At 36.5% G+C, this 26175-nt stretch carries 27 protein-coding genes and 1 pseudogene; 8 read left to right on the top strand and 20 right to left on the bottom strand.

Annotated features, from left to right (window positions below; all coding sequences use genetic code 11):
• Positions 1–39: 39 nt before the first annotated feature.
• Positions 40–759 carry a (Fe-S)-binding protein gene (locus J7E63_RS21020; protein WP_215015837.1) on the bottom strand — a complete coding sequence of 240 codons (720 nt, stop codon included), beginning with the start codon at positions 757–759 and terminating at the stop codon, positions 40–42.
• Between the two features lie 309 nt (positions 760–1068).
• On the bottom strand, positions 1069–1797 hold the full coding sequence (locus J7E63_RS21015) for a FadR/GntR family transcriptional regulator (protein ID WP_214732299.1): 729 nt from the start codon (positions 1795–1797) through the stop codon (positions 1069–1071).
• 328 nt (positions 1798–2125) lie between these two features.
• On the opposite strand from J7E63_RS21015, the gene J7E63_RS21010 reads away from it, so the two are divergent.
• Positions 2126–3820, top strand: a complete 1695-nt coding sequence (locus J7E63_RS21010) for an L-lactate permease (protein WP_215015835.1) — start codon at positions 2126–2128, stop codon at positions 3818–3820.
• A 125-nt stretch (positions 3821–3945) separates the two neighbouring features.
• Positions 3946–5691 carry a B12-binding domain-containing radical SAM protein gene (locus J7E63_RS21005; protein ID WP_215015833.1) on the top strand — a complete coding sequence of 582 codons (1746 nt, stop codon included), beginning with the start codon at positions 3946–3948 and terminating at the stop codon, positions 5689–5691.
• A 20-nt stretch (positions 5692–5711) separates the two neighbouring features.
• Here J7E63_RS21005 and J7E63_RS21000 read toward each other — a convergent pair whose 3' ends face one another.
• Positions 5712–5849 (bottom strand): hypothetical protein, encoded by a 138-nt coding sequence (locus tag J7E63_RS21000; RefSeq protein ID WP_168242602.1) that lies wholly within the window; start codon positions 5847–5849, stop codon positions 5712–5714.
• Positions 5849–6010: a hypothetical protein gene (locus J7E63_RS20995; RefSeq protein ID WP_166257651.1), complete on the bottom strand. Its 162-nt coding sequence runs from the start codon at positions 6008–6010 to the stop codon at positions 5849–5851. The genes J7E63_RS21000 and J7E63_RS20995 overlap by 1 nt, the downstream gene beginning before the upstream one ends.
• A 136-nt stretch (positions 6011–6146) precedes the next feature.
• Between J7E63_RS20995 and J7E63_RS20990 the strand changes: the two genes are divergently transcribed.
• Complete coding sequence (locus J7E63_RS20990; RefSeq protein WP_215015831.1) at positions 6147–6500, top strand: DUF3905 domain-containing protein; 354 nt, start codon at positions 6147–6149, stop codon at positions 6498–6500.
• A gap of 151 nt (positions 6501–6651) precedes the next feature.
• Positions 6652–6855 carry an alpha/beta-type small acid-soluble spore protein gene (locus J7E63_RS20985; RefSeq protein ID WP_088086184.1) on the top strand — a complete coding sequence of 68 codons (204 nt, stop codon included), beginning with the start codon at positions 6652–6654 and terminating at the stop codon, positions 6853–6855.
• A gap of 43 nt (positions 6856–6898) precedes the next feature.
• On the opposite strand, the gene J7E63_RS20980 is transcribed toward J7E63_RS20985, so the two are convergent.
• The 5 genes and pseudogenes from J7E63_RS20980 to J7E63_RS20965 all read right to left on the bottom strand — a co-directional run bounded on the left by J7E63_RS20980 (position 6899) and on the right by J7E63_RS20965 (position 11304).
• Entirely contained in the window at positions 6899–7789 is an 891-nt protein-coding gene (locus J7E63_RS20980; RefSeq protein WP_251033650.1) for an anti-sigma-I factor RsgI family protein, read from the bottom strand.
• A 174-nt stretch (positions 7790–7963) separates the two neighbouring features.
• Positions 7964–8014: pseudogene (locus J7E63_RS30760) on the bottom strand (hypothetical protein); the annotation flags it as partial.
• A gap of 14 nt (positions 8015–8028) precedes the next feature.
• The gene (sigI, locus tag J7E63_RS20975) at positions 8029–8775 is read right to left on the bottom strand and encodes an RNA polymerase sigma factor SigI (protein WP_215015828.1); all 747 of its coding nucleotides are present in this window, start codon (positions 8773–8775) and stop codon (positions 8029–8031) included.
• Positions 8776–9016: 241 nt separating this feature from the next.
• Positions 9017–9493, bottom strand: coding sequence for a hypothetical protein (locus J7E63_RS20970; protein WP_215015826.1), 477 nt, complete (start codon positions 9491–9493; stop codon positions 9017–9019).
• 230 nt (positions 9494–9723) lie between these two features.
• Positions 9724–11304 carry a peptide chain release factor 3 gene (locus tag J7E63_RS20965; RefSeq protein WP_215015824.1) on the bottom strand — a complete coding sequence of 527 codons (1581 nt, stop codon included), beginning with the start codon at positions 11302–11304 and terminating at the stop codon, positions 9724–9726.
• 201 nt (positions 11305–11505) lie between these two features.
• On the opposite strand from J7E63_RS20965, the gene J7E63_RS20960 reads away from it, so the two are divergent.
• From J7E63_RS20960 to J7E63_RS20950, 3 genes are all read left to right on the top strand, one after another.
• A complete protein-coding gene (locus tag J7E63_RS20960; protein ID WP_098933116.1) occupies positions 11506–11766 on the top strand; it encodes a hypothetical protein in 261 nt (86 codons plus the stop codon).
• A gap of 143 nt (positions 11767–11909) precedes the next feature.
• Positions 11910–13643 carry an AAA family ATPase gene (locus J7E63_RS20955; RefSeq protein WP_251033649.1) on the top strand — a complete coding sequence of 578 codons (1734 nt, stop codon included), beginning with the start codon at positions 11910–11912 and terminating at the stop codon, positions 13641–13643.
• Complete coding sequence (locus tag J7E63_RS20950) at positions 13627–14190, top strand: YkvA family protein (RefSeq protein WP_251033648.1); 564 nt, start codon at positions 13627–13629, stop codon at positions 14188–14190. The genes J7E63_RS20955 and J7E63_RS20950 overlap by 17 nt, the downstream gene beginning before the upstream one ends.
• Before the next feature lie 24 nt (positions 14191–14214).
• Here the strand turns inward: J7E63_RS20950 and J7E63_RS20945 are convergent, their stop codons facing one another.
• Together J7E63_RS20945 and J7E63_RS20940 are read right to left on the bottom strand one after the other, a co-directional pair.
• Positions 14215–14337 carry a YjcZ family sporulation protein gene (locus J7E63_RS20945; protein ID WP_374193770.1) on the bottom strand — a complete coding sequence of 41 codons (123 nt, stop codon included), beginning with the start codon at positions 14335–14337 and terminating at the stop codon, positions 14215–14217.
• A 33-nt stretch (positions 14338–14370) separates the two neighbouring features.
• A complete protein-coding gene (locus tag J7E63_RS20940) occupies positions 14371–14466 on the bottom strand; it encodes a YjcZ family sporulation protein (RefSeq protein WP_215015820.1) in 96 nt (31 codons plus the stop codon).
• Positions 14467–14715: 249 nt separating this feature from the next.
• On the opposite strand from J7E63_RS20940, the gene J7E63_RS20935 reads away from it, so the two are divergent.
• Positions 14716–15522, top strand: a complete 807-nt coding sequence (locus J7E63_RS20935; protein ID WP_215015812.1) for a glycerophosphodiester phosphodiesterase — start codon at positions 14716–14718, stop codon at positions 15520–15522.
• Positions 15523–15586: 64 nt separating this feature from the next.
• Here the strand turns inward: J7E63_RS20935 and J7E63_RS20930 are convergent, their stop codons facing one another.
• The 9 genes from J7E63_RS20930 to J7E63_RS20890 all read right to left on the bottom strand — a co-directional run bounded on the left by J7E63_RS20930 (position 15587) and on the right by J7E63_RS20890 (position 26098).
• Positions 15587–16015, bottom strand: coding sequence for a CotY/CotZ family spore coat protein (locus tag J7E63_RS20930; protein ID WP_215015810.1), 429 nt, complete (start codon positions 16013–16015; stop codon positions 15587–15589).
• Positions 16016–16234: 219 nt separating this feature from the next.
• Positions 16235–17065 carry an undecaprenyl-diphosphate phosphatase gene (locus J7E63_RS20925; protein ID WP_215015806.1) on the bottom strand — a complete coding sequence of 277 codons (831 nt, stop codon included), beginning with the start codon at positions 17063–17065 and terminating at the stop codon, positions 16235–16237.
• Between the two features lie 275 nt (positions 17066–17340).
• Positions 17341–18546, bottom strand: coding sequence for a coiled-coil domain-containing protein (locus J7E63_RS20920; RefSeq protein WP_251033647.1), 1206 nt, complete (start codon positions 18544–18546; stop codon positions 17341–17343).
• 305 nt (positions 18547–18851) lie between these two features.
• Complete coding sequence (locus tag J7E63_RS20915) at positions 18852–19451, bottom strand: hypothetical protein (protein ID WP_215015805.1); 600 nt, start codon at positions 19449–19451, stop codon at positions 18852–18854.
• Positions 19432–19869 carry a poly-beta-hydroxybutyrate-responsive repressor gene (gene phaQ, locus J7E63_RS20910; RefSeq protein WP_215015804.1) on the bottom strand — a complete coding sequence of 146 codons (438 nt, stop codon included), beginning with the start codon at positions 19867–19869 and terminating at the stop codon, positions 19432–19434. Before phaQ ends, J7E63_RS20915 begins: the two co-directional genes overlap by 20 nt.
• A 294-nt stretch (positions 19870–20163) precedes the next feature.
• Entirely contained in the window at positions 20164–22923 is a 2760-nt protein-coding gene (gene ppc / locus J7E63_RS20905; RefSeq protein WP_215015802.1) for a phosphoenolpyruvate carboxylase, read from the bottom strand.
• A gap of 178 nt (positions 22924–23101) precedes the next feature.
• Positions 23102–24226 (bottom strand): cadherin-like beta sandwich domain-containing protein, encoded by a 1125-nt coding sequence (locus J7E63_RS20900; RefSeq protein WP_215015800.1) that lies wholly within the window; start codon positions 24224–24226, stop codon positions 23102–23104.
• Between the two features lie 89 nt (positions 24227–24315).
• Positions 24316–24765 carry an SRPBCC family protein gene (locus J7E63_RS20895; RefSeq protein ID WP_215015798.1) on the bottom strand — a complete coding sequence of 150 codons (450 nt, stop codon included), beginning with the start codon at positions 24763–24765 and terminating at the stop codon, positions 24316–24318.
• A gap of 151 nt (positions 24766–24916) precedes the next feature.
• Entirely contained in the window at positions 24917–26098 is a 1182-nt protein-coding gene (locus J7E63_RS20890; RefSeq protein WP_215015796.1) for an LL-diaminopimelate aminotransferase, read from the bottom strand.
• Between the last annotated feature and the right edge of the window lie 77 nt (positions 26099–26175).

The raw sequence follows: 26175 nt of genomic DNA, 5'->3' as shown, positions 1-26175 counted from the left end.
CATTCCTCCACTCAAGTCAATTATTAAGCAAGTAAATAACTATCCACGGCTATTTAATACCTCAGCAATATGCAGCACTTTGATTGGCTTTCCTACTCGATCTATCCGTCCACCTATATTCATTAAGCATGCTGCATCAGCACCGATTAGGTATTCAGCACCGGTTTCTTCAACATGGCGAACTTTTTCATCGACCATTTGCTCTGAGATTTGTGCCATTTTAACCGAAAAAGTTCCGCCGAATCCACAGCATTGTTCCTTTCCAGGCAATTCAGTAAACTTAAGGCCTTTTACATTGCTTAAAAGAACCATAGGAGCTTTTTTAACTCCTAACAATCTCGTCATGTGACAAGAGGTATGGTATGTTACACTTCCTTCAAAACGGGCACCAACATCTTCAATTTTCATGACATCTACAATAAATTGTGTAAGTTCAAATGACTTTTCCGCCAATTTTTTTGCTTTTGGTTCCCAAACAGGGTCGCCCTTAAATATATGTGGATATTCGTGGAACATTGTGATGCAAGAACCGGATGGAGATACTATGTACTCGGCATCTATAAAAGTGTCAATCATACGCTTCATTGCTTCTTTTGATTCTTTAACATAACCACTATTATATGATGGCTGTCCACAGCATACTTGGGATTCAGGAAAATCTATTTCACATCCAAGCCTTTCAAGCAATTCTACTGTTGCTTTCCCTACATTACTTTGAAACATATCTACAATACAAGTCGCAAAAAGTGTAACCTTCATGTTTGTCTTCCTCTCCTAAATATCTGATTTTCTTCAAATCATGCAGGTGAACTGGTCATCAGATGACTTGGATAAAAAATATATATTAATTAATATCTACCTTACTACAATACAAAAAAACGCGTTGTAAAGAAAGTGCTTTCAAAAAATTTTTTATTATTTAATGGTTATGATAAACTTGGCTGTTGATTTCTGCTCCAATTAACATAGTGCCAAGATCGACAATTAGCTTTAACAGAGCTATTAAAAAACATGCGTTCCTAATAAATTAGAGCCACATGTTTTTAATAAATCACTTTCGCCAAAATACTACCTAGATAAATTGGTGGATTGAAAATATTTTTGTAGTAGTGCCTCAACATTTTCTAAGTGAATAAGCATAAACTTGCTTGCTTTATCTACATCTTGCTCTTTTATTGCTTCATAAATAGCAATATGTTCATTATAAAGACGTTCTACCGTTGTTTGTTTAGAAAAAAGCCATACTCGCCTAGTTTCCTTCATTGTTTCTTCCATTAATCCAGAAACATGATTCATTAAGCTAAGCAGCAGTGGGTTCTGTGCTGCATCTGCCAAAGCAAGATGAAATTGTAAATCAGCTTTCTCACCGAGTTCCTCATCCCCATTTGCATGTTTCATTTCTTCCAATGCTCTCTCCATAGTTATGAGCTGCTGATTGGTTCTCTTTTTAGCAGCTGCAGCTGCTGTACCTATTTCGATTATCTTACGAACCTCTAATAATTGGGCTATATCCTCTTTATTCATTAACATAGCTGTTGATAGTGGAAAGGTTATTTGATCTGTTTCAAACTCATTTACAAATGTACCTTCTCCTTGCTTCATTTCAATGAGGCCCATCGCTCTTAATGAGGTTAATGCTTCGCGAATGGCAGACCTCCCCACTTGAAAATTTTCCGCCAGCTGTTGTACTGAATCAAGTTTTTCACCAGGTTTTACTTGACCCGTTCGAATCATTTCATAAATAGCTTCTGCTACTTCTTCATATATCTTCTTTGGTTTAATTTTTTTATAATTCACCCATCCATCCCCTATCAACCATTTCGTAATTTGGACGCATCTTTATTATACATTTTTTTGAAAGAACTGCATCTACCATCTACGTTATCTTAAATAATAGAGGGCTTTATCATTTTTACCGTTGAAATAATAAAAAGTGATATTTTAAAAAAAAAGATTGAATTTCTTCCAAATCGTCCATATAATTCATTTTAGCACCATAAGACATCTAGTCATCAGATGACCATAACACTATTTGGAAGCGGTTACTAAAATTAAGGAGGATAGATACCATTTCTTAGGGAAAGAAAAAATCAAAAAAAGCTAATTCAGGGGGGATTAAGCTATTATGACATTTACTCAAAATTTTACCGCAGTGGGGGATAATCTCGCACTTTCCGCAGTTGTTGCACTAATTCCAATTTTATACTTCTTCTGGGCATTAGCAATTAAACGGATGAAAGGCTATCTTGCTGGATTATCAACTCTAGCCATTGCCTTAGTAATTGCAATTGCCGCCTATAAAATGCCAGCAGGGATGGCATTTATGTCCGCATCCCAAGGAGCTGTATATGGTATCCTACCAATTGGCTGGATTATCATTACTTCAGTATTCTTGTACAAACTTACTGTAAAGACAGGACAATTTGATATTATCAGAACTTCTGTTGTATCTATTACTGAGGATCGCCGTTTACAAGCACTATTGGTAGCGTTTTCCTTCGGAGCGTTCCTTGAAGGTGCAGCCGGTTTCGGAGCACCCGTCGCAATATCAGCTGCTCTTTTAGTCGGTTTAGGATTTAATCCTTTATATGCTGCTGGGCTTTGTCTAATTGCAAATACTGCTCCTGTTGCATTCGGAGCAATTGGTGCGCCAATCATTGCCATGGAAGGTCCAACTGGAGTTGCAGCTACTGAAATCTCCAAGATGGTGGGTCGCCAGTTGCCTTTTCTATCTGTCTTTATCCCATTTTACTTAGTATTTATTATGGCAGGTTGGAAAAAAACGAAAGAAGTAATGCCAGCCATTCTTGTTTCGGGAGTAGCCTTTGCCCTGACACAGTTTTTTACTTCTAACTTTATGGGACCAGAACTTCCAGATATCTTATCAGCGCTAGTTTCATTATTCGCACTTGCCATCTTCTTAAAATTCTGGAAGCCAAAAACTATTTTCCGTTTTTCTTCTGAACAAGAGCTTGCTGCTACATCAACCGCAAAGAAATTAAAAACCCAAGACGTAAAACATACGGGAGGGCAAATTTTCAAGGCATGGTCCCCTTTCTTATTGTTAACAGGAATCATAACTTTATGGGGTATGCCTACTATTAAACTAGCGTTAACTGGTCATTATGAAGGTGCAAATGCCATCTTAAAAGCTATTAATTCCATCGGACACGCATTAACCTTTATTCCAAATGTACCATTAATCAATAATAAAATTATCAACAGTGCTGGTGCTCCAATTCCTGCATTTTATAAACTTGAGATTCTGGGTGCCGCAGGTACTGCAATATTAATCGCGGCATTCTTGACAAAATTCATTGTTGGCATCTCTTGGAAAAATTGGCTTGTTACATTTGGAGAAACCATTAATGAATTAAAGTATCCAGTTATTACAATTGCTGCTGTTGTTGGATTTGCGTATGTCACGAATGCCTCTGGTATGAGCACTACTCTTGGAATGACACTTGCCAAAACAGGTTCATTACTATTTCCGTTTTTCTCGCCTTTCCTTGGCTGGCTTGGAGTGTTTATTACTGGTTCTGATACTTCTGCAAACTTATTATTCGGTAACCTGCAAAAAATCACAGCAACTTCCGTCGGAATGGACCCAGTACTTGCCCTTGCAGCCAACTCTTCAGGCGGGGTAACTGGAAAAATGATTTCACCACAATCTATTGCAGTTGCCTGTGCAGCAGTAGGATTAGCAGGAAAAGAATCCGAGTTATTCCGCTTCACTATTAAACATAGCTTTTTCCTTGTCATTATTGTGGGAATTCTTACCTTCCTACAAAACGGTGTATTATCTTGGATGATACCTTAACCTTATCAACACATGAAAGCTCATGCCCAAGCGGCATGGGCTTTTTGATTGTTTGCTTCCTATCCTTTTGGTCTAAAATAAGTTATAATAATATATTGTTTTCATTTATGTAAAGGAGTTTTTTTATGAATGTTATTTGTTCTACTTTGAATGCTAAGTATATACATACTAACTTAGCGATTCGATATTTAAAGGCTTATGCAGCACCAGAATTCAATATACAGATCAAAGAATATACAATAAAGGACCCGGTCTTAAATATCGTAACAGATCTTTATCAACTGAATCCTGAAGTCATTGGATTTAGCTGTTATATATGGAACATCGAGGAAACCATTAAGGTTGTAAATTTGATAAAAAAAGTGGATCCATCGATAATTATTGTTCTTGGCGGCCCTGAGGTAACTTATGATACCCGCGAATGGATGGAGAAGATCCCTGAGGTTGACTTTATTGTTATGGGTGAAGGAGAACAAACCTTTAAACAGCTTCTGGCTGAAATCCAAAAAAACCGTAACTATAAAAAAGTACCTGGTGTCGCCTTCCGTGATAATCAGCAAGTTGTCATTACTCCCCAAATGAATAAGCTAGACCTAAAGGAATTACCGTCACCCTATCGCTTCCCTGAAGATATCGCTCATTTAGGCAAAAGAGTCACCTATATTGAAACTAGTCGCGGTTGTCCATTTAGCTGCCAATTTTGTTTGTCGTCTATTGAAGTGGGTGTCCGTTATTTTGATCGTGAAAAAATTAAAGACGATATACGTTATTTAATGACTCATGGAGCAAAAACCATCAAATTTGTGGATCGAACCTTTAATATTAGCAGGAGCTATGCAATGGAAATGTTCCAGTTCTTAATTGATGAACATCTCCCCGGTACCGTTTTTCAGTTTGAAATCACTGCAGATATTATGCGGCCTGAAGTAATTGAATTTCTAAACCAAGAAGCACCTAAGGGACTTTTCCGCTTTGAAATCGGAGTCCAATCAACTAATGACTTTACAAATGAACTTGTGATGCGCAAACAAAATTATTCAAAACTTTGTAGAACCGTCACAATGGTGAAGGAAGGTAAAAAAATTGATCAGCATCTTGATTTAATTGCTGGTTTACCAGAAGAAGATTATGCTTCTTTTCGAAAAACGTTTAATGATGTTTTTGAGTTACGTCCTGAAGAACTGCAGTTAGGTTTTTTAAAAATGCTTCGAGGAACTGGAGTCCGACTACGTGCTGCTGAACAAAAATATGTTTATATGGATCATTCTCCATATGAAATATTAAGTAATAACGTACTCTCATTTAATGATATCGTTAGAATCAAGCAAGTTGAGGATGTTTTGGAAAAGTATTGGAATGCTCACCGGATGGATGAAACAGTTGAATTCTTAATAACAAATGTTTTTCCATCCCCTTTTGATTTCTTCCAACAGTTTGGTTCCTACTGGGAAAAACAAGGCTGGTCCAGAATTGGTCATCAGCTTGAGGATTTATTCCGCAGACTTCATGCGTTTTTGGGCCATCAAAAGGTTAATGACCTAGATGTGTTAATAGGCCTGATGAAATATGATTATCTAAAGAACCATAAATACAAACCGAGAAAACCTTGGTGGGAAGCTAGCTTTGATAAGGAAAAGCGAACACAAATTTACAAACAAATTTCTGAACACCCTTCGATGTTAGGACCATCGTTTATTGATCTAGGCCTTGATGAAAAGGACTTATATAAACATACCATGTTGGAAGAAATATCCTTCGATTTAGCATTGTATCAAACAACTGGTAAGATTAATAAACAGCCTTCCTGTGTATTAGCTTATTTTGACCCCATGAAGGGCCGTACACTAATATTTTCATTTCTTGAGAACTAACTAAAGCCGGCATTGCCGGCTTATTTCTTTTTATTGTTTTTCTTCTCTTTTTGTGAAACCTGGAGAATATCATATAATTTTGTGCCGTTAACATCGCCAAATTCAATGCTGAATTCTTCAGTCGGAATACGGGGTGGAGTTTTACGGCGGCTTTTCATTAGCTTCTTCCCTTTTTTCCTAATTTTGAATTTCGATTTTGAAACCTTATAGCATTGTTATTATCGGTAAATTCCGCAGAAAATTCACTTTCCTGAACATTTTTATGTGGTGTTTTTGTATATTTTTCTACTGCATCAAATTCTGCTTTGCGCTTTGCCATGGAATAATCCTCCCTTAAAAATTAATCTTACTACTTTAGTTTTTAACAAAAATAGAGTTATCATTCCTTTCCTTATTTTTCATAAATAAAATCCCATGACTCGAAGAAAATAAGAAAAAACAGGAGTGATGCAAAAATGAAAAATGCGAAGAATACACAGTCTGCGGATCAGGTAAGCATGAATGAAACGATGCCACATCAAATTAATGCCCCAAGCTTTGAAGGTACTGGGATAAAGATGGAACCTCCTTTTGTAAATAAACATGGTGTAACTATTGGTGATAGTATTTACGCCTCTTCTAATTCACCATTAGAAAACTGGACAAAGGATACAGACCCAGCTATCATGGCTGGAGATGAATGGGTTCACCCTACAAATGATATCGGCTGGAACACAGCTGAAAATCGTGACTTATTAGAAAGTAAAAAGAAACCAAAGGCTTACCCTTTTATGCATCCCACAAAAGATGTTAGTAAAGGAAGCGATTAACATTAAAGAGTCGGGACCTTCCATTAGGGCATAAGCAGAATTTAATTTCCAATACCGAAAAACATTACCACTTATAAATCACAAAAATAAATAAATAATACTTATACAGAGGTGAAATTATCTCTGTACCGAAAATAAGGAGTTGAATAAAATGGCCAATAGCAGTAACAAGTTGTTAGTGCCTGGGATTGAACAATATTTAGACCAGGTAAAATACGAAATTGCCCAAGAATTCGGCGTTAATTTAGGTTCAGATACTGTTTCAAGAGCAAACGGGTCTGTAGGTGGCGAAATTACAAAACGCCTTGTTCAACAAGCTCAAGCACAAATTTCTGGACAATTCACTCAAAAATAATTTAATAAATATGGAAAAAAGTCCGGGATAATATATCCGGACTTTATTTATTCTTTTGATTGTGTTTATATTTTTGGTAACTTTCCCCATTTTGTTTTTCGCTGTTTTTCTCTTTATACTTTTGGTTATATTCCCTTTGATGTTCTCCGATATTTCTGTCTTTCCCTTTTTGACTGTCTTTCTCTTTATTTATTTCGTTGCTTTTTGATTTTTGATTTCCAGATGATTTTTCCCTTTGATTATTTTGCTTTTTGGGTTGTTGTTGTTTCTGTTTTAGTTGACCCTCTTCGATCTTTTTTAACTGCCCAGGTGGTATGGATTTGCCGTTCAACCATTTTTTTTCAGTTTGCTTTTTATTTCCTGCAATCCCATTGTTTTCGATGGCCTTATTTTCTTTTTGTTTTTTGATTTGACCTAAGGGATTTGTGTTAGCAGGACTTAAGGGTACAGCTTTCCTACCAATTTTTCCGAACTTATCTTTTGTCTTCACATTTTGATTAATAGAACCCTGAATTTTGTTTTTCTTGTATTTTCCAGTTGTGATACCAAGCTTATGAGCTTTTTTCCATTCACTTTCCGTAGCTTTTAAAACTGTAATTTCTAACTTTTGTTTGTTCACTGACGCCTTGATCTCATCAATATTCTCTTGAAGCTTTTTATCAATCTTAACTTCAGCCTCTTTTGTCCGGACCGTGGAAATAATAATGTTTTCCTTAGTATTCAAGTAGCCTTCTTTTTCCATTTCAGCTAAAATTGTTTGAGCTACTTTAGAAACATCCTCTTTTTCCCATTTATTCAATTGGGAAATAATCTCTTTTCCTTCTTTGTTATAACCAGTTATCTCTACAACCTGCATTTTTTTATTAATACTTAACTCAATACTTGGATTTACATCGATGGACATATAGGCATATGCCTTATTATTTTGATACATGGGAAAAAACGAACCGAGGAAGATAAATAATGCTGCCATTAGCGCCCAAACTGGTTTTAATTTAAAAACATTTTTTAATGTATTAAAATGATTCGAAGTTTTAACACTTTCAATCGGAAAAAAGTGGATTTCTTCACCAATTGCATATGGCTGATTTTGTCTCCTGGCATGCAAAAACTCACCTTCAGGGGTTAAAAGCGTTAGGAATGCATCATCTATTTCCATTACAACTCCCTTTTTCATGTTTCAAGCACCCCCTTTATATAATCTTTCATAAAGATATAATCACCCGATAAAATAAGTGCAATGGCAATAATATATTTCCTGTTTCGTTCAATCGTCTTTCTGCTGACATCCACCATTTTTTCTAATTGCTTAATGGGTAGACGCTTGTTCGTAAATAACAAATCTTTTAACTCCTGATTTTCTACTAACATTTTCGCTATTATAATGGCATTTTTTCGGGCGTCGAAGTGCTTAGGTGAATTCTCAACTAAGTCACTGAAACTTAAATCAAAGGTAGTTAATAATTTTTGAAAGTGAAGGATTTCATCTTTCCTTAATTGGTCATCATTCTTTTTATTGTAGTCATCTAGTGAGAGCTCATTAACAATGATTGTTCCTGCTGATTCTTCGTCTTTGGTATCATTGGTTAAATCAAAACTTAGGTGCTGATTTTTCGACTGTTTACGGATATAGTCAATAACTCTTCTTTTGATTATGACTTCGGAAAAACTCAATAAAGAACTTCCGCGCTCAGTTGAGTATTTCTCTATCGCTTCGTTAAATGCGATGAGACCAATGCTAAATTCATCATCGGTTTCATAGATATATCGTCTACATACTGAAGACACTGTTTTTGCAATAAATGGCTTATAAGCACTGATAATTTCGTCAAGTAGGTATTGCTCACCTTGTTGAATTAATAGAACGGTTTCTTCCAAAGTTCTTTTTTTCTTTTTAGCCATAAACAATAAACTTAGCATTTGCTCACCTCTATTCGACCAATTATAACATAAGACTGTTATATTTGACTTTATGGGGTTGAGCATTTTGAAAAAGACAGCACCAAGAATGGCTATCATTTCCTCTTTATTGTTTAGTGCGATTAATGCTTTTTTCTTTTCACTACATAGTTACGTTTCTTCTGAATCAATTTGTGGGGGTTATAAAAAAATTTTTTCCAATAAAAAACTTCAAACCAGATATATCCTGATTTGAAGCTTTTTATTCGATCATTTTTTTTCGAAGCTTTATAGACATTAAAAATTTTAATACAAAGCCAATTAACAGCCCAGGAATTAAAAACAACATCGGTAAAAATACAGGACCTGGGTGAACTTTTAGAATCGTGATTTTAGGTGACAGCATTAAACCCACAGTGACGAAGTAAGCACCGAAGACAAATGGTAAAAATGTGTATTTTTCCTCTTCAGGCATGGCAGAACGATAACCATCCCACATGGAAAACATATAAACACACGGATAAAACATAAGCCATTGATAGTTAAGAACAGCCCCTGCCCTGTCAATTTCTCCTAAGAAGCTCAACATAATTGCCATATTAAAATGACTTTTGGCATTGATCATTACTTCTAATGCAACGAACAATATACCTTTGATATATTGACCCATTAACAATTGACTAAAACCAGGAAAAGCAATATTCCATAAAACAGCTTCGAGTTTGCTCATCTTTTTCATCGTACAATCCCGCTTCTCATGGCATATTTTTGTAAGCTAAAGAACACCTCAACTTAGCTTATCCAGATTATGTCAAAAAATAACAGAAATTCAATATTTTTTCCAAACCTTAATTCTTTTTTAGGATGCGCAAGTAGTATTGAGCAAATCTAACCCAACCTCAGCAATTAGTCTGAATTTTCTGTTTTATCACCTGTAAAAAAGGGCAGGTATCAAACCTGCCACTTTTCTTAAGTCTCCTGATCCATTGGATTATAGAGTTTAACTGTTGGATTTTTCTCTTGGAACCAACGGAGAGCAAAGTCATTTTCAAACAAAAATACATAATGCTCATATCTGTCTTTAACTAGAAGAGAACGGGAACTCGATAAATTTTCATCGACGGTTTCACCTTCAACCCAACGAGCTATTTTCGACCCCATCCGTTCCATCAATACTTCTGCATTATACTCATTTCTCATTCGATGCTCAAAAACCTCAAACTGCAATTGACCAACTGCACCTAATAAATAGTCATCCGTTTTAATTGTTTTATAAAGCTGAATTGCTCCTTCTTGAACGAGCTGCTGAATTCCTTTATAAAATGATTTTTGCTTCATCACGTTTTTGGCAGAAACCCTGACATACAGTTCTGGTGTAAACTGAGGCAGTCTTTCATATTGAAAGTCATCCTTCCCAGAAGTCAGTGTGTCGCCAATTTGGTAAGTGCCTGTGTCGTATAAGCCGATAATATCTCCACTAACTGCCTCATCTACCGTATTTCGTTCTTCCGCCATAAACGATGTCGATTGAGAAAGCTTTATTTGTTTATTCAAACGCGGAATATTCACTGTCATTCCTCGCTCAAATTTCCCAGAACACACTCGTACGAAAGCAATCCTGTCTCGGTGTGCAGGATTCATATTTGCTTGAATTTTAAAGACAAAACCTGAAAATTGGTTCCCTAATGGATCAATTTCTCCAATGGATGAATTACGCGCCTTTGGGGGCGGAGCAAACTCTAGGTAAGACTCAAGAAATGTTTGGACACCAAAAGCAGTTAGCGCACTACCAAAGAATACAGGTGTCAGGTTACCAGCTGCTACTTTTTCCGCTGAAAATTCATTTCCAGCCTCATTAAGCAACATGATTTCATCAAGTGTTTGATCATAAAGTCCCGACGTTTTTAGCGGGTGGTCCCCGGCTATTTCCCCGTCTTCATTTAAAGGAATAAATCGTTCTTCCTCATCGACACGGAATTGTTCAACCCTATTGTTAAATCGATCATAAATTCCAAGGAACTCTTTCCCCATCCCAATCGGCCAGTTCATCGGATATGATTCAATGCCGAGAACCTCTTCTAATTCAGCCAAAAGTTCAAGTGGCGGCTTGCCTTGGCGATCAAGTTTATTCATAAATGTAAAAATTGGAATACCTCGCATCCGGCATACTTTAAAAAGCTTGAGTGTTTGTGCCTCAATCCCTTTTGCCGCATCGACGATCATCACAGCACTATCTACAGCCATCAAAGTACGGTACGTATCTTCACTGAAATCCTGGTGGCCAGGGGTATCCAAAATATTGACACGGAATCCATCATAATCAAATTGCATTACACTGGAGGTCACCGATATTCCCCGCTGCTTTTCAATTTCCATCCAATCACTTGTAGCAAACTTTCCCGTTTTTTTCGCTTTTACAGTACCCGCATCACGAATGGCACCGCCGAATAATAATAATTTTTCAGTTAGCGTGGTTTTACCGGCATCAGGGTGGGAAATAATCGCAAATGTCCGGCGTGACAATACATCTTCTTTAAAATTGTTACCCATTTCGTTTTCCTCTCTTTTGACAATAAAAATTTTTGTCCATAACCTCAATCTTATCTCTGAAACGCTAACTTTGCAATATTTCAATATGGATCAGCAACGATTATTTCTTTAATCCCGTGTTCAGAAAGAATATAATGAAGGTACGCGGAAATCATTGTATTAAGGACCGTTCATACATAACCACAACGGAGGTAACGGGAAATGAATATTATAAAAATTGATCAGCAGACCATAAATTTATTGCATAAAGCCTTTGATATTGTTTTAAAGGAGAACAACATTTCTTATAAAAAAATTGGAATTGCTGAAGAAGGTGAACAGCTATTATTTTTGTATGAAGGAAAAGACGAAAAAGTTCATGTTTTTAAATGGAGTAAAGCATCGAGTATAGGTGCAAGTATTGGTGTGATTGCTCAGAGTGTATTGATGCCAATTATTCCACATCTACGTCTATTATCCTAATCTTTATAAAAGACACAACACCTATTCAAAAAAGTGCTGGTGATTTTTCATTACCACACAAAAGTTTCCCAACGATTCCCACATCCATTTTTCTGGAAATCCCTTTATAATAGAGTAGTATTCTGTTGAAGGAGATGAAGGCATTGAATCAAGGTATACGAAAAGTTTCAAAGTTTATTCCGCTAATTGCAGCGTTTATATTGGTTATTGCAGGAACGATCTGGGTCGTCCAGACCACAAATAATGAAGTCGCTATTCCCTTCTCTTCTGTTGAGAAAACCATACAAGATCAACAAGGAAAAGTAGTTAAACTAATTGAAAAACCTGATGGGAGCCTTTATATTCAAACAAGGGAAGGCAAATTTATTTCCCATGTTCCTCCCAATAGTCAAATGTTAGACAAACTGGTTGGAAAATATAATATCGAATACTCATACTCCACTAGCAGTAAATATGGAAAGTGGATTTTGGGTGGCGTTATTCTTCTTCTGGCTGGAGCAGCATTCGCTCTTCAAAAAACAAAGGGCAGCCTCGGATTAAATAATTCAATGAAAAATAGTGTCGCCAATTCTCGCGCACTTCCTTCTATTAGCTTAAAAGATGTAGGTGGCCTCGGAGACGAAATGAAGGAAGAAATATTACAAACACTTACTACCCTTAAAGAACCGGAACGAGCAACAAAATTAGGAATTAAACCACCGAAAGGCATACTGTTGTATGGACCGCCTGGTACTGGTAAAACCTTACTTGCACAAGCAATTGCTCGTGAACTAAATGCTTCATTTTTTACAGCCAGTGGATCAGCTTTTAATGAAATGTTCATTGGTGTAGGGGCCAGTCGGGTCCGTTCCTTGTTTAAAACGGCTAGAAAACAAAGTCCAGCTGTTATTTTCATCGATGAAGTAGATGCTCTAGCTGCTAAAAGAAAGGCACATGGTGGCGAGGAAGCAGAAAAAACATTAACTGAATTACTTGTACAGCTTGATGGCGGACATTCAAATGATGGAATTCTATTTATTGCTGCAACCAATAGAAAAGACTTGCTTGATGATGCCTTTCTGCGACCAGGGAGAATCGACTTCTCCTTTCATGTACCGCTGCCCGATACAAAAGGCAGAAGAGAAATCATTGGTATTCATGCTAAAGGTAAGTCTTTTGCTAAAGATGTACTGTCAAAATTAGATGAATTAGCAGAAAGCACCTCTGGTTTTTCAGGTGCAGAGCTTCAGTCCCTTTTTGAAACGGCAAGTAGGAGAGCCGTTCGAAACGGGCAGGATATGATTAAGAAGCATGATCTTGACTATGCCCTGGATAGAACCATTTTAGGGAGTACTTCCCGTTCATTGCAAGACCTTGAAACAAAGCGGAGGGTTGCCATCCATGAAGCAGGTCATGCCATTGTGGCATCGCTAACGAAGCCAGGTTCTGTTAGAAAAGCAACCATTATCCCTCGCGGTGAGGCGTTGGGTTATGTTGCACCCATTCCAAAGGAACTGCACTTGTCGACAACCAGTGACTTACTAGAGCGTGTGGCAATGGTATTAGCCGGCGGTGTTGCCGAAAGAATGCATTTGGGTGAACACAGTATCGGTGTAGGTGGAGACGTGCAGCAGGCAAAACAAATTATTGAACAAATGGTGGATACCGGAATGCTTCAAGAAGGGTTCCAGTTGACCTTCAATAAACAAGATAAAGAAGAAAAAATGCAAGAACTATTTGGAAAAGCATTAGAAAAAGCAGAAAATCTCATTAATAGTCATCATAATCAATATCAGCAATTGGTCGAGGCTTTATTAAAGAAAGAAACCCTTGAAGGCTCTGAAATCGAAGATATTGTATGGGGAACGCAGACTAATTTAAATGAAAACATTGTTTAATATAGTAGTAGAAAACCAGGTGCTCATGCGCCTGGTTTTTGTTTTTATTGGTGATTTATTATCTCATGGTTTTTTTATTTGGTGGAATACTAAGGATGGTCTTTTAAAAAAGGAAGTGGACAGGTTGTTAAGTAAAAAGGATATTTTTGAAAAAGAGCAGCAAAAATATAATGTCAAAGCTAAAGATTTCCTCGGTGATCAGCAAAAAACACAAGGCTTACTAAACAAAGCAATAAAAATGGCAAATGAGAAAAAACAAAACTTAGAAGAAGTTTGGGAAAAATTGCAATTATTTTTTGATCTGGTTAAATCTTATTCGAAGGGTGAATATAAAAATGTCTCTCCCAGTACAATTCTTACTGTTGTCGGAACCTTGCTTTATTTTGTTTCACCACTTGATTTAGTACCAGATTTCATCATCGGGCTTGGCATATTGGATGACGCCGCCTTGATCGGCTTTACCGTAAAAAAAATTTCCAGCGAATTAGATGCATTTAGTAAATGGAAACGAGCCAATATATTTGCACAAGAAAACCCGCTTGATTAACCAAGCGGGTTCACCTATATATTATTATCTAAAACAAGCTGCACCTACAATAATCAAGAGGATAAATAATACTACGATTAAAGCGAACCCGCCGCCGTAGCCACAGCCACCACCATATCCATATCCATATCCACCATATCCAAACATTTTCATGACCTCCTTTTTATATTAATAGAAAACTTAGTGGCACCATGAAGCCCCAATAATGATTAACAAAATAAATAAAACGACTAGTAGGGCAAATCCGCCGCCGTAGCCACCAGCTGCACCAGACATTTACATTACCTCCTTTTCTGAATTCCATATATCCTATTCACATAGATAAAAATGTGCGATAGACACATATCCAAATTACCCAGTTTTGAAAAAAAAGAAGAAGCCCATTCTTAGCAACAAAAAGCAATTATCAAAAAAGAAAAGTATGACCCAGGGAATTCACTTTTATAAAAATCTCTTCATTTAGTTGACAATTGCCACTGTTTTTCATAACATGTTCACAAATAAATGTAGATTGGAGTCCCAAACTTGAGGAATGCCGCAGCCCTTTTGTTTCTGATTTTTATGGTATCTTATCGATTGATGACACGGTTAAGCTTAAAGGATAAACAACACTCTCCCTTTAAAATTGGCCATAGAGGTGCAGCTGGATACTGCCCTGAGAATACATTTGCATCTTTTAAGAAAGCCGTAGACTTAGGTGTAGATTACCTTGAAATCGATGTCCAAATGACAAAAGACGGTGAATTGGTCGTGATTCATGATTCAACCGTTAATAGGACAACGAATGGGAAAGGGAAGGTAAAAGACCTCACCTTGAAAGAAATTCAAAACCTTGATGCAGGAAGTTGGTTCCATAGTAAATTTGCTGGTGAGAAGATCCCTTCCCTCTCTGAGTTTTTCGATGAGTTTGCAGGGAAAATTGGTATTTTACTTGAATTAAAAAAACCGTCACTTTACCCGCAAATTGTGGAAAAGACTGCCGAAGAACTAATCAAAAGAAATTTAACATCAGGAGAAAATCATATAATTATTCAATCATTTGATCGTGGTTCACTTAAACGTTTTCATGAACTGCTTCCTTCCATCCCGATTGGAGTTTTAGTAAAGAATTCGGGTGTAAATATTATTTCAAATAAAGATTTAAGGTCTTTTGCAAGTTATGTTTCTTATGTAAATCCTAAAATAACCATGGTTAATAAAAGGCTTATTAAAAGAATTCATCAACATGGATTAAAAACGATTATATGGACAGCGAAAAAAAAGAATGAAGTCAATACTTTAAAAAATCTACATGTCGAAGGTATTATTACTGACTTTCCAGATTTGTGTTAAGAAAATCGATTAGGGTCTGGGTCTATATTTTATTTCCTGATTAGACCCTAATCTGCTCTTTTTATTAACATTTCGGTTCAACAATGGGCAGTTCCCGATTAACTAATCTGGGGGATAAAGGTTGAATACTGCAAAAACAAGATAGATCAACTAAAATACAGTTATTCGTTTTTATTAATGAAAATACTTCGTCACAAAGGTCTACTGCAAAACCATCTATATTTACAGGCAAAAGCAGCGATAGCTTTGCACAGCAATGCCTTAAATCAAGACTTTCTAATCTGAATACTTGAGTAGTAAAAAATAGACCACTCTTCGTTTTCCCCAATACCTCAAATGGACATTTACTATTAGAAAGGACAAAGGGAATGGTATCAAACCCAATTTTATCGCATACAAATCGAAAACCTTCAAAGGATAATCTTTGTTGTTCATCAAGCAACTGTTCCATTTCCTTACATAAACAATGCTCCTCGCACCGTCCTTTTTCCATGTCTTTCCCTCCTTCCGTCCCGTTGAACAATCCACTTATTTTAAAATATTCTATTCAGCAATTGTGGTATAGGCAACTTTCATACGGAAAACAGGTAAATGACTAATTATTTCTAGATAGGTTCTTACCGTTTATGTTTATTTGGGTAAATAAACATAAAACTGGCTGCAAAGTTTGAAACAAAAAAAAGCAGCTTACATTTTGTAAGCTGGCTAAAATTTAAAAGAAAATAATATAAAGAATTAATGCCAAAACAATGCGATAAATTGCAAACGGCAAAAGTTTAATTTTGTTAATCAGCTTTAAGAAAAAGCGGATGGAGAATAACGCAAAAATAAAGGCACTAATAAATCCTGCAATAAAGAATGGCAAGGCATCAATCGTCATATATTCCCAGTTTTTTAATAGGGAGAGTAAACTTGCACCTGCCATAATTGGCACAGCCATGATAAAGGTAAAATCCGCTGCAGCACGGTGACTCATTCCCAGTAATACGCCACCTGAGATAGTTGATCCGGAACGAGAAAATCCAGGCCATAAGGATAAACATTGAAATAAACCAACAGCCAAAGCTTGTCCATAGGAAATCTGATCAACTGTTTGTGTTTTCGGATGTTTTGGACCAATAAAATCTGCAAGAATCATTAATATAGCACCAATGACTAATCCAATTAAAACCGTTGCGGTTGAAAATAAGTGATCATCAATATAGTCATTAAAGAGAACGCCTAAAACACCTGCAGGAATTAAACCGACAATAACTTGTGTTAATTTAAGACGGCCTTGCTCATTAACAACTTGCTTATTGAAGCGGCCTAGACCTAATAAATCGATGAAGCGGTCCTTAAAGGTGACGACAACCGCAAGAATCGAACCAAGTTGAATAACAATTTTAAACGTGTTGGCTCCATGCTGTGTCAAAAACTTTTCAGATTGCAACCACATATCATCAACGATAATCATGTGACCTGTGGAGGAAACTGGTGCAAATTCTGTTAAACCTTCTACTAATCCAAGGATAATGGCTTTAATAATCAAAAGTAATTCCATGTTGTGATTTTCTCCTAACCTATTGCGACAGTATCGTAAGTCATGATGATTTACAACCTATTTATTCTACTCATTAACTAACTACTTTGCAATATCTTTTTTTACTTTTACACCTCGTTATTAATAACGACGTAATTCATGTAATAGTTTCATTTATTTACTTTTCGCCACAAACAAAAATGTGGTCCGATAAATAACATGGCCACACCCGACAATTTCCTCTACAACATTTAATTATTAGCAATCAATAAAAAGGAGCGATGCATCGCTTCTTTTTATTGTTTGTCATTGATGATTCTCATGACACGTCCATTAAATTTCTTTTTATAGTAACCACTCGTTAAATCTGCAATCGCAATCCCCGTCGAGCTTTGTGAACCAATGAATTTACCTCCACCAAGATAAATCCCCACATGTCCGTCGATTTTATACGTATCAAAGAATACAAGGTCCCCAGGTCGTGCTTCACTCATTGATACTCTGGTTCCAGTATTTTTCAAAATATCGGTATGGGCACCAACTTTAATCCCTGCCTGTCTGAACGCCCATGCAACAAATCCAGAACAATCAAATCTTCCATTGGCTACATCATAAGAATTTCTTCCCCCGCCAAAAACATAAACAGAGTTCCCTATGTACTTATCACCTGCGTGGATGACAATTTTAAGTGCTTCATTTGTGGTAGTTGGTATCGAAACATTAATATTAACAGGTTCGGTATTCTCATCCTTAGAGGTATCACTTTTTATTTGTGCTTCCTTTGATGCAAGCGTACCATCTTGCATTTGTAAATCTGCCATTACAGTAAGTTTTTCTTGCTCTTTTAGTTTTAGTTCTTGTTTAAGTGCATCATTTTGCACTTTTTGTTCGTTTATCTGTGCTTGCATTCCAACAAGCTCCGTTTTCATGTTTTGCAAATCGTTTAGCTTTTTTACTACGGAGGATTGTTTCATTTGAACTTCTTTTTGGTCCTCTATATGCTTCGTTACAAGATCTTGGTCCGCTTCTACCAGGGTTGAAACAGCGCCAAGTCGACCCACGAAGTCACTAAAGTTAGAAGCTCCAAGGATGACGTCAATATAACTAACCTTGCCACCACTTGCTTGTAGGGATAGAGCACGTTTTTTTATTATTTCATTCCGTTTATTGATTCTCTCTTGTATATCCATAACTTCTTGCTGAAGAACTTTCACTTTGGACTGTGATGCTTTTACTTTTTCTTCTGTTTGAACTATCATTTTATTATTATCTTTAATTGCCTCATCAACTCTTTTAATTTGTTCCGATAATTTTGTTAATTCATCTTGTACTTGAGAAATTTCCTGATTTGCTTTTGTTATATCTGTCTGAAGACCAGAACGCTGCTCTTCTATACTTTTAATTGTAGGATTATCTGCCTTTGCGTTTACTACTGGCAACGAGAAAACACTTCCTAGTCCCATAACAATTGTGGTACTTAGTGCAAATAACTTCTTTTTCAATTTACACCCCTGCCTTTTTAATTCCAATAAAGCAACCCAGTATCATCCTATTTTGTCTTAATTAGAAGTATAACTTCTAATTTTGTCAACTAGGTAATAATAATATTACATTAACATTTCATCGGTAACTTTTGGAAAGGATTTAACAAAGTGTTCATTTTTAGCTTAACTCTAAAGTGCCAACAAAAATAAAAGAACCACCATCTCTTGTTTCTTAAAGAAAAGAGATTGTGGTTCTAATATATAATAAAATTTACCTATGTGGATCCTCAAAGTTGATAATTCTCCTAAGGCGGTAAAAATAATTATTGTTGTTTAATTAATTCTTTAAAACTGGACATGCTTCTGTCAACAAGATTTAAATGAGAATCTCTTGCTAATTTAACATATTCCTTCCTTACCTGGAACCATGCATTTCGACTTTCACGCCCATAAGCTACATTAGATTCTGCACTTTTTTCAAAATTATCTTCCATTTGTTCAACAACATGAAAGATAGACTTAATTGGTGTAAGAGCGAGGTTCTCTAATTGTCCTGAAACCTCTACAAATTGTTTCTTAAGCTCTTCAGTTTCGGGTATTGGTAACACCTCGTCCTTGACATCTTCTTTACCGAATGGTAATTGATGCATCAGTTCTGAGACCATTTCCTTGTTAGTATTTTTCGACTGTTGATACAAATTTGAAACGGATTTCCTAAATTGCTTATTAAATTTGATGACTTCCTTTAATGCATTAATATATGCATCCTCGCCATTTTCCCGTAACTGTTCTGCACGTTCACGTGATAGCTCGAATTGATCCCAAAATGTGTTAACAAATGAACCTACGGCTACCGATTCCTCTACTGCTTGATTAATTGTTTCTACTGCAGATAGAACCGTTTCATTCTTCTTCTGTGCCATCGTCTTTCCTCCTCGTTCTATTATTGACTTTCTCTATGGAATCCTTCTTATGAAATGAAGGAATGTAGAGCTCAAAGAAACTGGAATACATTTTGAAAAATTGATCCAATAACGATTGGTAGGATTCTAGTTGATTGGCATATCCCTTTAAGTATGTGATCCCGGCATTCGTTATGGAGTACCTTCTTTTAGCAGGACCACTCCCGGTAGTATCCCATTCTGATGATAGAAGCTCGTCCTTTTCAAGTTGTCTTAACAATCTGTATAAATTTCCCTGATCAAGTGTCTTAAACCCGAATGCCTCTAGCTTCTGGCTAAGTTCATATCCATGAAGAGAAACCTTACTAAGAAGTAATAAAATAAATGGTAGCACAAAATTTTTTGAAGCATTAATTGTTTGATTGTCTTGATTCACCATATCTTAATCACCTCACTCTATATATGTATTTTACACTTATGAGTAATATTTTGTCAACACAGTAAATAAATATGAATAAAAGTAAAATAACAACGTTTCTTTACCTTATTTAGGTAATAAACTAATAAAAATAAGAAGGTGGTGTAAAATGGAAAAAGCAATAATTAGCAAGTCACTAAATGTTCAAAATTTACACAACATGATGTTTCATCACCTTTGCTTTGACAGTAAGAAATTTATGAAAAAAGCCATAAACTCTTCTTTCGAGAGAGTTTATGGCTTTTTCCTTCAATATCAACCAGTATTTCGTAATCCTGCAGAGATCCCACTAATTGTCAGTAAAACTTCAATTAATAGTTCTTCATCAGGTTCTTCTTGATTTCTTAGTTCTTTTATTAATTCAACTTGTAAAAAGTTTAGCGGATCGACATATGGATTTCTTCTATATACCGATTCCTTTATATTTGGCTTATGATCTAACAATTCATTATCACCTGTAATTCTAAGAAGAACTTCTTTTGTTTTTTCGTATTCTTCAAGAATATTAGTAAAGATCCGTTCTGCAATGGTCTGGTCTTTCACAAGTGATAAGTATTCTCTAGCTGTCGTAATATCTGCTTTCATTAATGCCATTTGCAGGTTATCAATCGTTGATTGGAAGAACGGCCATTTTTCATACATTTGTTGTAGCAGCTGCAAATTTTGTTCGCCATTAGCTGCAAACCCAGCTAAACCAGTACCAGCTGCGTACCACGCTGGAAGCAATTGACGACTTTGAGTCCAAGCAAACACCCATGGAATTGCCCGTAAATCTTCAAAGCGGCCCTGATTTTTTCTGCTCATTGGCCTTGAGCCGATGTTTAAGTCTCCGAGCTCCCTTAGTGGTGTCGCTTCCGTGAAGTAAGTAAGGAAATCTGGATCTCCAAATACTAGTGATTGATATTTGGTCAAAGCCAAGCTTGAAATTTCTTCAATCGACTCAACCCATATTGGATCACGTTGAAAACCTTGCTTCGCTTCTTTTGATATATGTGTTGCCGTTAAAAGCAGCGTGGAAGTAGCCTGTTCCAAACTCCGATAAGCAATATCCTCAAGTAAATAGCGTGAAGATAAAACCTCGCCTTGCTCCGTAATTTTAACACCGTCGCCAATGGTTTCTGCCGGTTGAGACAGGATACTTTTATTTAAGGGACCGCCGCCACGGCCTAACGAACCACCACGTCCATGGAAGAACTTAAGTCCGATCTGGTATCTCTTTGCCATTTCATGAATTTCAATTTGAGCTTTATATAGTTTCCAGTTAGCTGTCAATGTACCACCATCTTTGCTTCCATCCGAGTAACCAAGCATTATTTCCTGCTGATCCCCCATAATTTGCAAATGATTTCGATAGACAGGCATTTCGAAAAGTGTTTCCATAATTTTTGGCCCAGCGGTTAAATCGTCAATTGTTTCCAGCAATGGAGCCACATGTAAATGACTTTCTAAGGTCCCATCTGCGTGCAGTCGATAAATCCCAGCCTCTTTAGCAAGAACAAGTACCTCTAGTAAATCACTTGGGGATTTTGTCATGCTCACAAGGTAAACGGAAATGGAACGCTTCCCGAATTCTTCGTGTGCCTTCTTGATCATTTGGAATACTTTAATCATTTCCTGTGTTTCCGCCGAATAATCTTCATTTAATAATAGAAGCGGGCGAGGATCCTTTAGGATATTTTGCAGGATTTTTAGTTTTTCTTCTTCCGCCAACTCTGCATAATTTTCAGAGATACTGACTTTGCGCAATATTTCGGTCATGGCTGCTTCATGTTCACCACTATGATTCCGAATATCTAGTGTCGCTAAATGAAAACCAAATAATTGAACTTGTCGAATCAGCTTTTGAATAGTCATTAATTCATGTGCTGCTGGATGATGCTGTTTCAAACTTTTTTTAATAATAAATAAGTCTTCTAGTAATTCATCGGAAGATTTATAACCCGAATCAGTTTTACCTACTTGTTTTACTCGTTCAATAATGATAGCAAATGCTCGACGGTACACTTCCGTTTGAATTGGCCATTTTTTCTCATCGGTTAAATATGTATCTTCTTGTTCAATTAACTTAAGAAGATCATTACTTACCTCCACTCTTGAAGTGGAATGACTGTATCGTTTCATTAAATCAACGAGTACATTTCTATATTTTTTTAAGACGAGTCTTCTCTGCCTATTTAGTGTCTCCCAAGTAACATCGTGTGTAACATTGGGATTCCCATCACGGTCTCCACCGATCCATGATCCAAAACGTAGAAAATTTGGAACTTCCCATTGTGTTTGAGTGTAATTCTTCTCTAAACAATCTGCCACTTCCTGATGGATTTCAGGAAGAACCTCGAAAAGGGTCTGATCAAAATAATATAGTCCGTTTCTTACTTCGTCTAAAACCGTAGGCTTAGTTTGCCGTAATTCATCCGTTTGCCAAAGAATTGAAACTTCATTAAACAAACTCTCTTCAAGCTTTTTTCTTTCTCTACTTGTTAATAACGGATGATCGAGACTTTTAAGGATAACAGCAATCCGCTGCTGAATTTCAAGAATCGAACGCTTAGTTGCCTCTGTGGGATGGGCTGTAATAACAAGTTCAAGTGACAAAGTATTAAGGATATCTTGAATGACATCTTCCTTAATATTGTTTTCTTTAAGCGAAAGAACAGCACTCTCTATTGAGGCGGGTTGGACAATAGTTTCATCCTCTAGTTGGTACTGTCTCCGTCTACGAATACGATGATTCTGTTCTGCGGCATTAATTAAATGGAAATACATGGAGAATGCTCGAATAACTTGTTTCCTCAATGGTACGCTTAGACTAGCAATTTCTTCCTTTAAGGCATCATAGATAGCTTGATCGAAATGTTCTCTTAATGACTTACACATTAAACGTATTTTTTCCACTTTATCCAGTAGTTCGGTACCACCGTGATTGAGCAGAATCTCACCAAGCATATTAGCCAGTAATTTCACGTCTTGTCGCAACGGAAGACTGCTGTCATTTAATTTCAATTCTATAGTCATACTGCCACCCTTCCCTTAATCGAAAATTCGCTAAATTTTTTATTTATTAATATAACATAATTTTTTGCATTATGTTAAAAAAGAAGTGCTGTTTTTTAAAAATAAAGTTTATTCTGATTCAAAAAAACCTGCCAAATGCAGGTTTCTTCAAGTAAAAAAAATATAAAAGTTCTTCATTTTAAGATTCTTTATCAAAAACTAGCACATATGTTTTTCGATCATCTTCGTTTGTTACGACAATCGAAATAATCGTTTTCGAGTCATCTTCTAGCTTAATTGTTTCCTTAGTACTGCTTTCAATCAAAATTTCTGAATTGCTGGATTTTGCAATCGGGTTAAGAGTTACCTCGTCCATATCACTTGACACGGTTACATGGTAGGTAAACTCATCACTCGTAAAGGTACTATCCCAGGACCCTTCTGAAACTGACAGTGAGGAAAGTAACGCTTTACTTGTTTTTTCTACGGTCAAAGAACTCTCCTGTTGTGATGTAGGTTGGGTAGAATTGGGTCGATTATTTGGTTGCGATGTTGATTGGGAAAGACCCGGTTTATTATTCTGATTTGAATTGGCATTGGTATTGGTTTTAATCTCAGCAGCTGCTCTTGTAATGTGTAAGGTATAAATTCTTTTCTCACCATTTTCAGCTGTTACCGCTATAATAATATCCGACACTCCGACGGGAAGTTCTACTACAGCGCCATCTTTTGTTACTAAAGTTTCATTCACCTTAATAGTTGATGTTGGTTCAACAGAAGTGGGTTTAATGGTAATCACAGGAACGTCATTTGGAACAACTATCTTGTAGTCTGTAACAGTAGAAGAAAAGTTTGGTGATAACTGCCCTTTTGATAGGGTAATACTTTGCAAGAGATTATTATCATTTTCCTCTCTCATTATAGTCAGGGTATAGGTATTGGTTGAGTTACTGCTATTATCCACGGAAATAAGAAATTTATTCTCACCTGTTTGAAGGGAATATGCACTGACAACTCCACTTATAACCGTCTGCCCATTTATTGTAATCGAAGAAGCTGGATTGTTGCTTTCTAATAATAACTTAATCGATTGAACCTCGTTTTTTACTGTGACAGAATATTCCTTTGAATCTGCTGAAAACAGCTGGTCTAGCTTAATTCCTTCTATCTCTAATTTTGATAGTTTACCTTCTTGTTGCTCCTCTTGGACTGGAGCCGTATTTGTTTCAGCATATGCTGTTGGTATGTACGTTCCAACCCCCATCCATACCATTGAAATTACAAGCATTACATTTAGGGCTTTGCTTTGAATCGGTTCTTTCACAGTCATTCCTCCTGTCTACTATCTTTGGAGATAGTGGAATTTGGACTAACTTTATCATTCATAGCTTAAGTTTATCTTAAGTTTAATTTTTATCTGCGATGAAATTCTTCTAGCTTTGAAGAGATTACTGATGCTACTTCTTCATCCGATTTTTGGAGCGCTTTTTTAAATAGCGAATTTGCTAAGGAGCCCATCGGTCCTGATGCATTGATTTCAAGAAAGCCTGTCACTCGAGTTTTATTTCTATTTAATGCTTTTGCTTCAAAGTAGCCTTCACCCAAATACTTTTCGTTTGCCCTTTTTAATTCAAAACTTACCCTGGCAGGTTCATCCCACTCTTTAATATCAATCAATAAACTAACCTTCTTTTTCATAACGCCGAGGTCACTCTTAAATTCCCAGCAGATTTGACGTTCATTTATTTTTTCATGTTGAATATAACCTGGTACAAGCGGTGCCCAATTATTTTCGTCTCGAATAAAGTCCCAAATCACTTCAATCGGGATATCTAATTCTAGATGTTGTAAATCGCTTAGCATTTGTATCCCTCTTTCGTCGTCAAAGTAAAAGACCTTCAAAGTGCAGAAGGTCCTTTTAAAAAATATATGTGGAATTTTCTGTTTATAGAAGAGGCAAGTAGCAATTCACTAGAAAAAAGCCTAACACTTTAAAGATGTTAGGCTTTTTTTATTATTTTTTTAATGAGTATCCCTTTAGGAATTCATGAATCCGTTCTGCCGCCAGTGAAAGGCGATCTGGAGTTTGTACCATGGCGATTCGGACATATCCTTCACCAAGATCTCCAAACGCATCCCCAGGAATCACTGCCACACCCGCTTGGTCAATTAATTCAAAGGCAAACTCACGGGATTTCCATCCTGCAGGAATTCTTGCCCACACAAACATGGTGGCAGGAGACTTAGCTACTTGCCAGCCGCTTTTTTCAAGCCCAGAAATCAACGCATCGCGACGAATTTCATATTCTTTCACCTGTGTTTGAAGGAATGAAAAATCTGAAGTTAATGCCTTCACCGCTGCCATTTGGATTGGATAAAAAATTCCATAATCAATATGGGATTTAAAGGAAGCCAAGATATCGATAGCTTGCTCATTGCCAACGACATAGCCTATCCGGCAACCCGCCATATTAAAGGTCTTTGAAAGCGAATTGAATTCAATTCCAACCTCTTTTGCACCTGGCACAGACATGAAACTAATTTGTGGATTCCCATCGAAAATCAACTCAGAATAAGCAAAATCATGAACAACTAAAATATTATGAAGTTTAGCAAATTCAACTACCTTTTCAAAAAAAGCCTTATCCGCTAATGCTGTGACTGGATTCCCAGGATAACTGATAATCATCATTTTTGTTTTATATAAAATTTCTAACGGGATTTCATCAAGCTTTGGTTGAAACTTGTTTTCTGCTAATAACGGCATTGGGTAGATAACACCACCCGCAATGTTTACGCTAGCCTCATAGATTGGATACCCTGGATCCGGCACCAGCACATAGTCGCCTGGATTAATTAAGGCTGTAGCCAAATGGGCAAGACCATCCTGCGACCCCATCAACTGCAATACCTCACTACTGGGTTTAAGTTCAACAGCATATCTTTGCTTATAAAAAAAACCAACCGCCTCATTAAATTCAGGTATCCCTTTCAGTGTGTAGCCATACTTACTGGGGTCTTTAGCGTAGTCACTTAATGTTTCCACGACAAATGAAGGCGGTGGAAAATCTGGACTCCCTACACTTAAATCAATTACATCTTTACCATCTTTGATAGCCTCTTGTTTCCGATTAGCTATTTCTTGGAAAATACTTGCCGACATCCTTTTTACTTTTTCAGAAGCAACGAGATTCATAGATATCCCCTCAATCACAATTTTGTAAAATAATAATTTCAACTATTCAAATATATTTCAAATTATATCAGTCTAAT

This window comes from Bacillus sp. ISL-75 (assembly GCF_018613095.1).
This window is presented reverse-complemented; position numbering and strand designations above follow the sequence as displayed.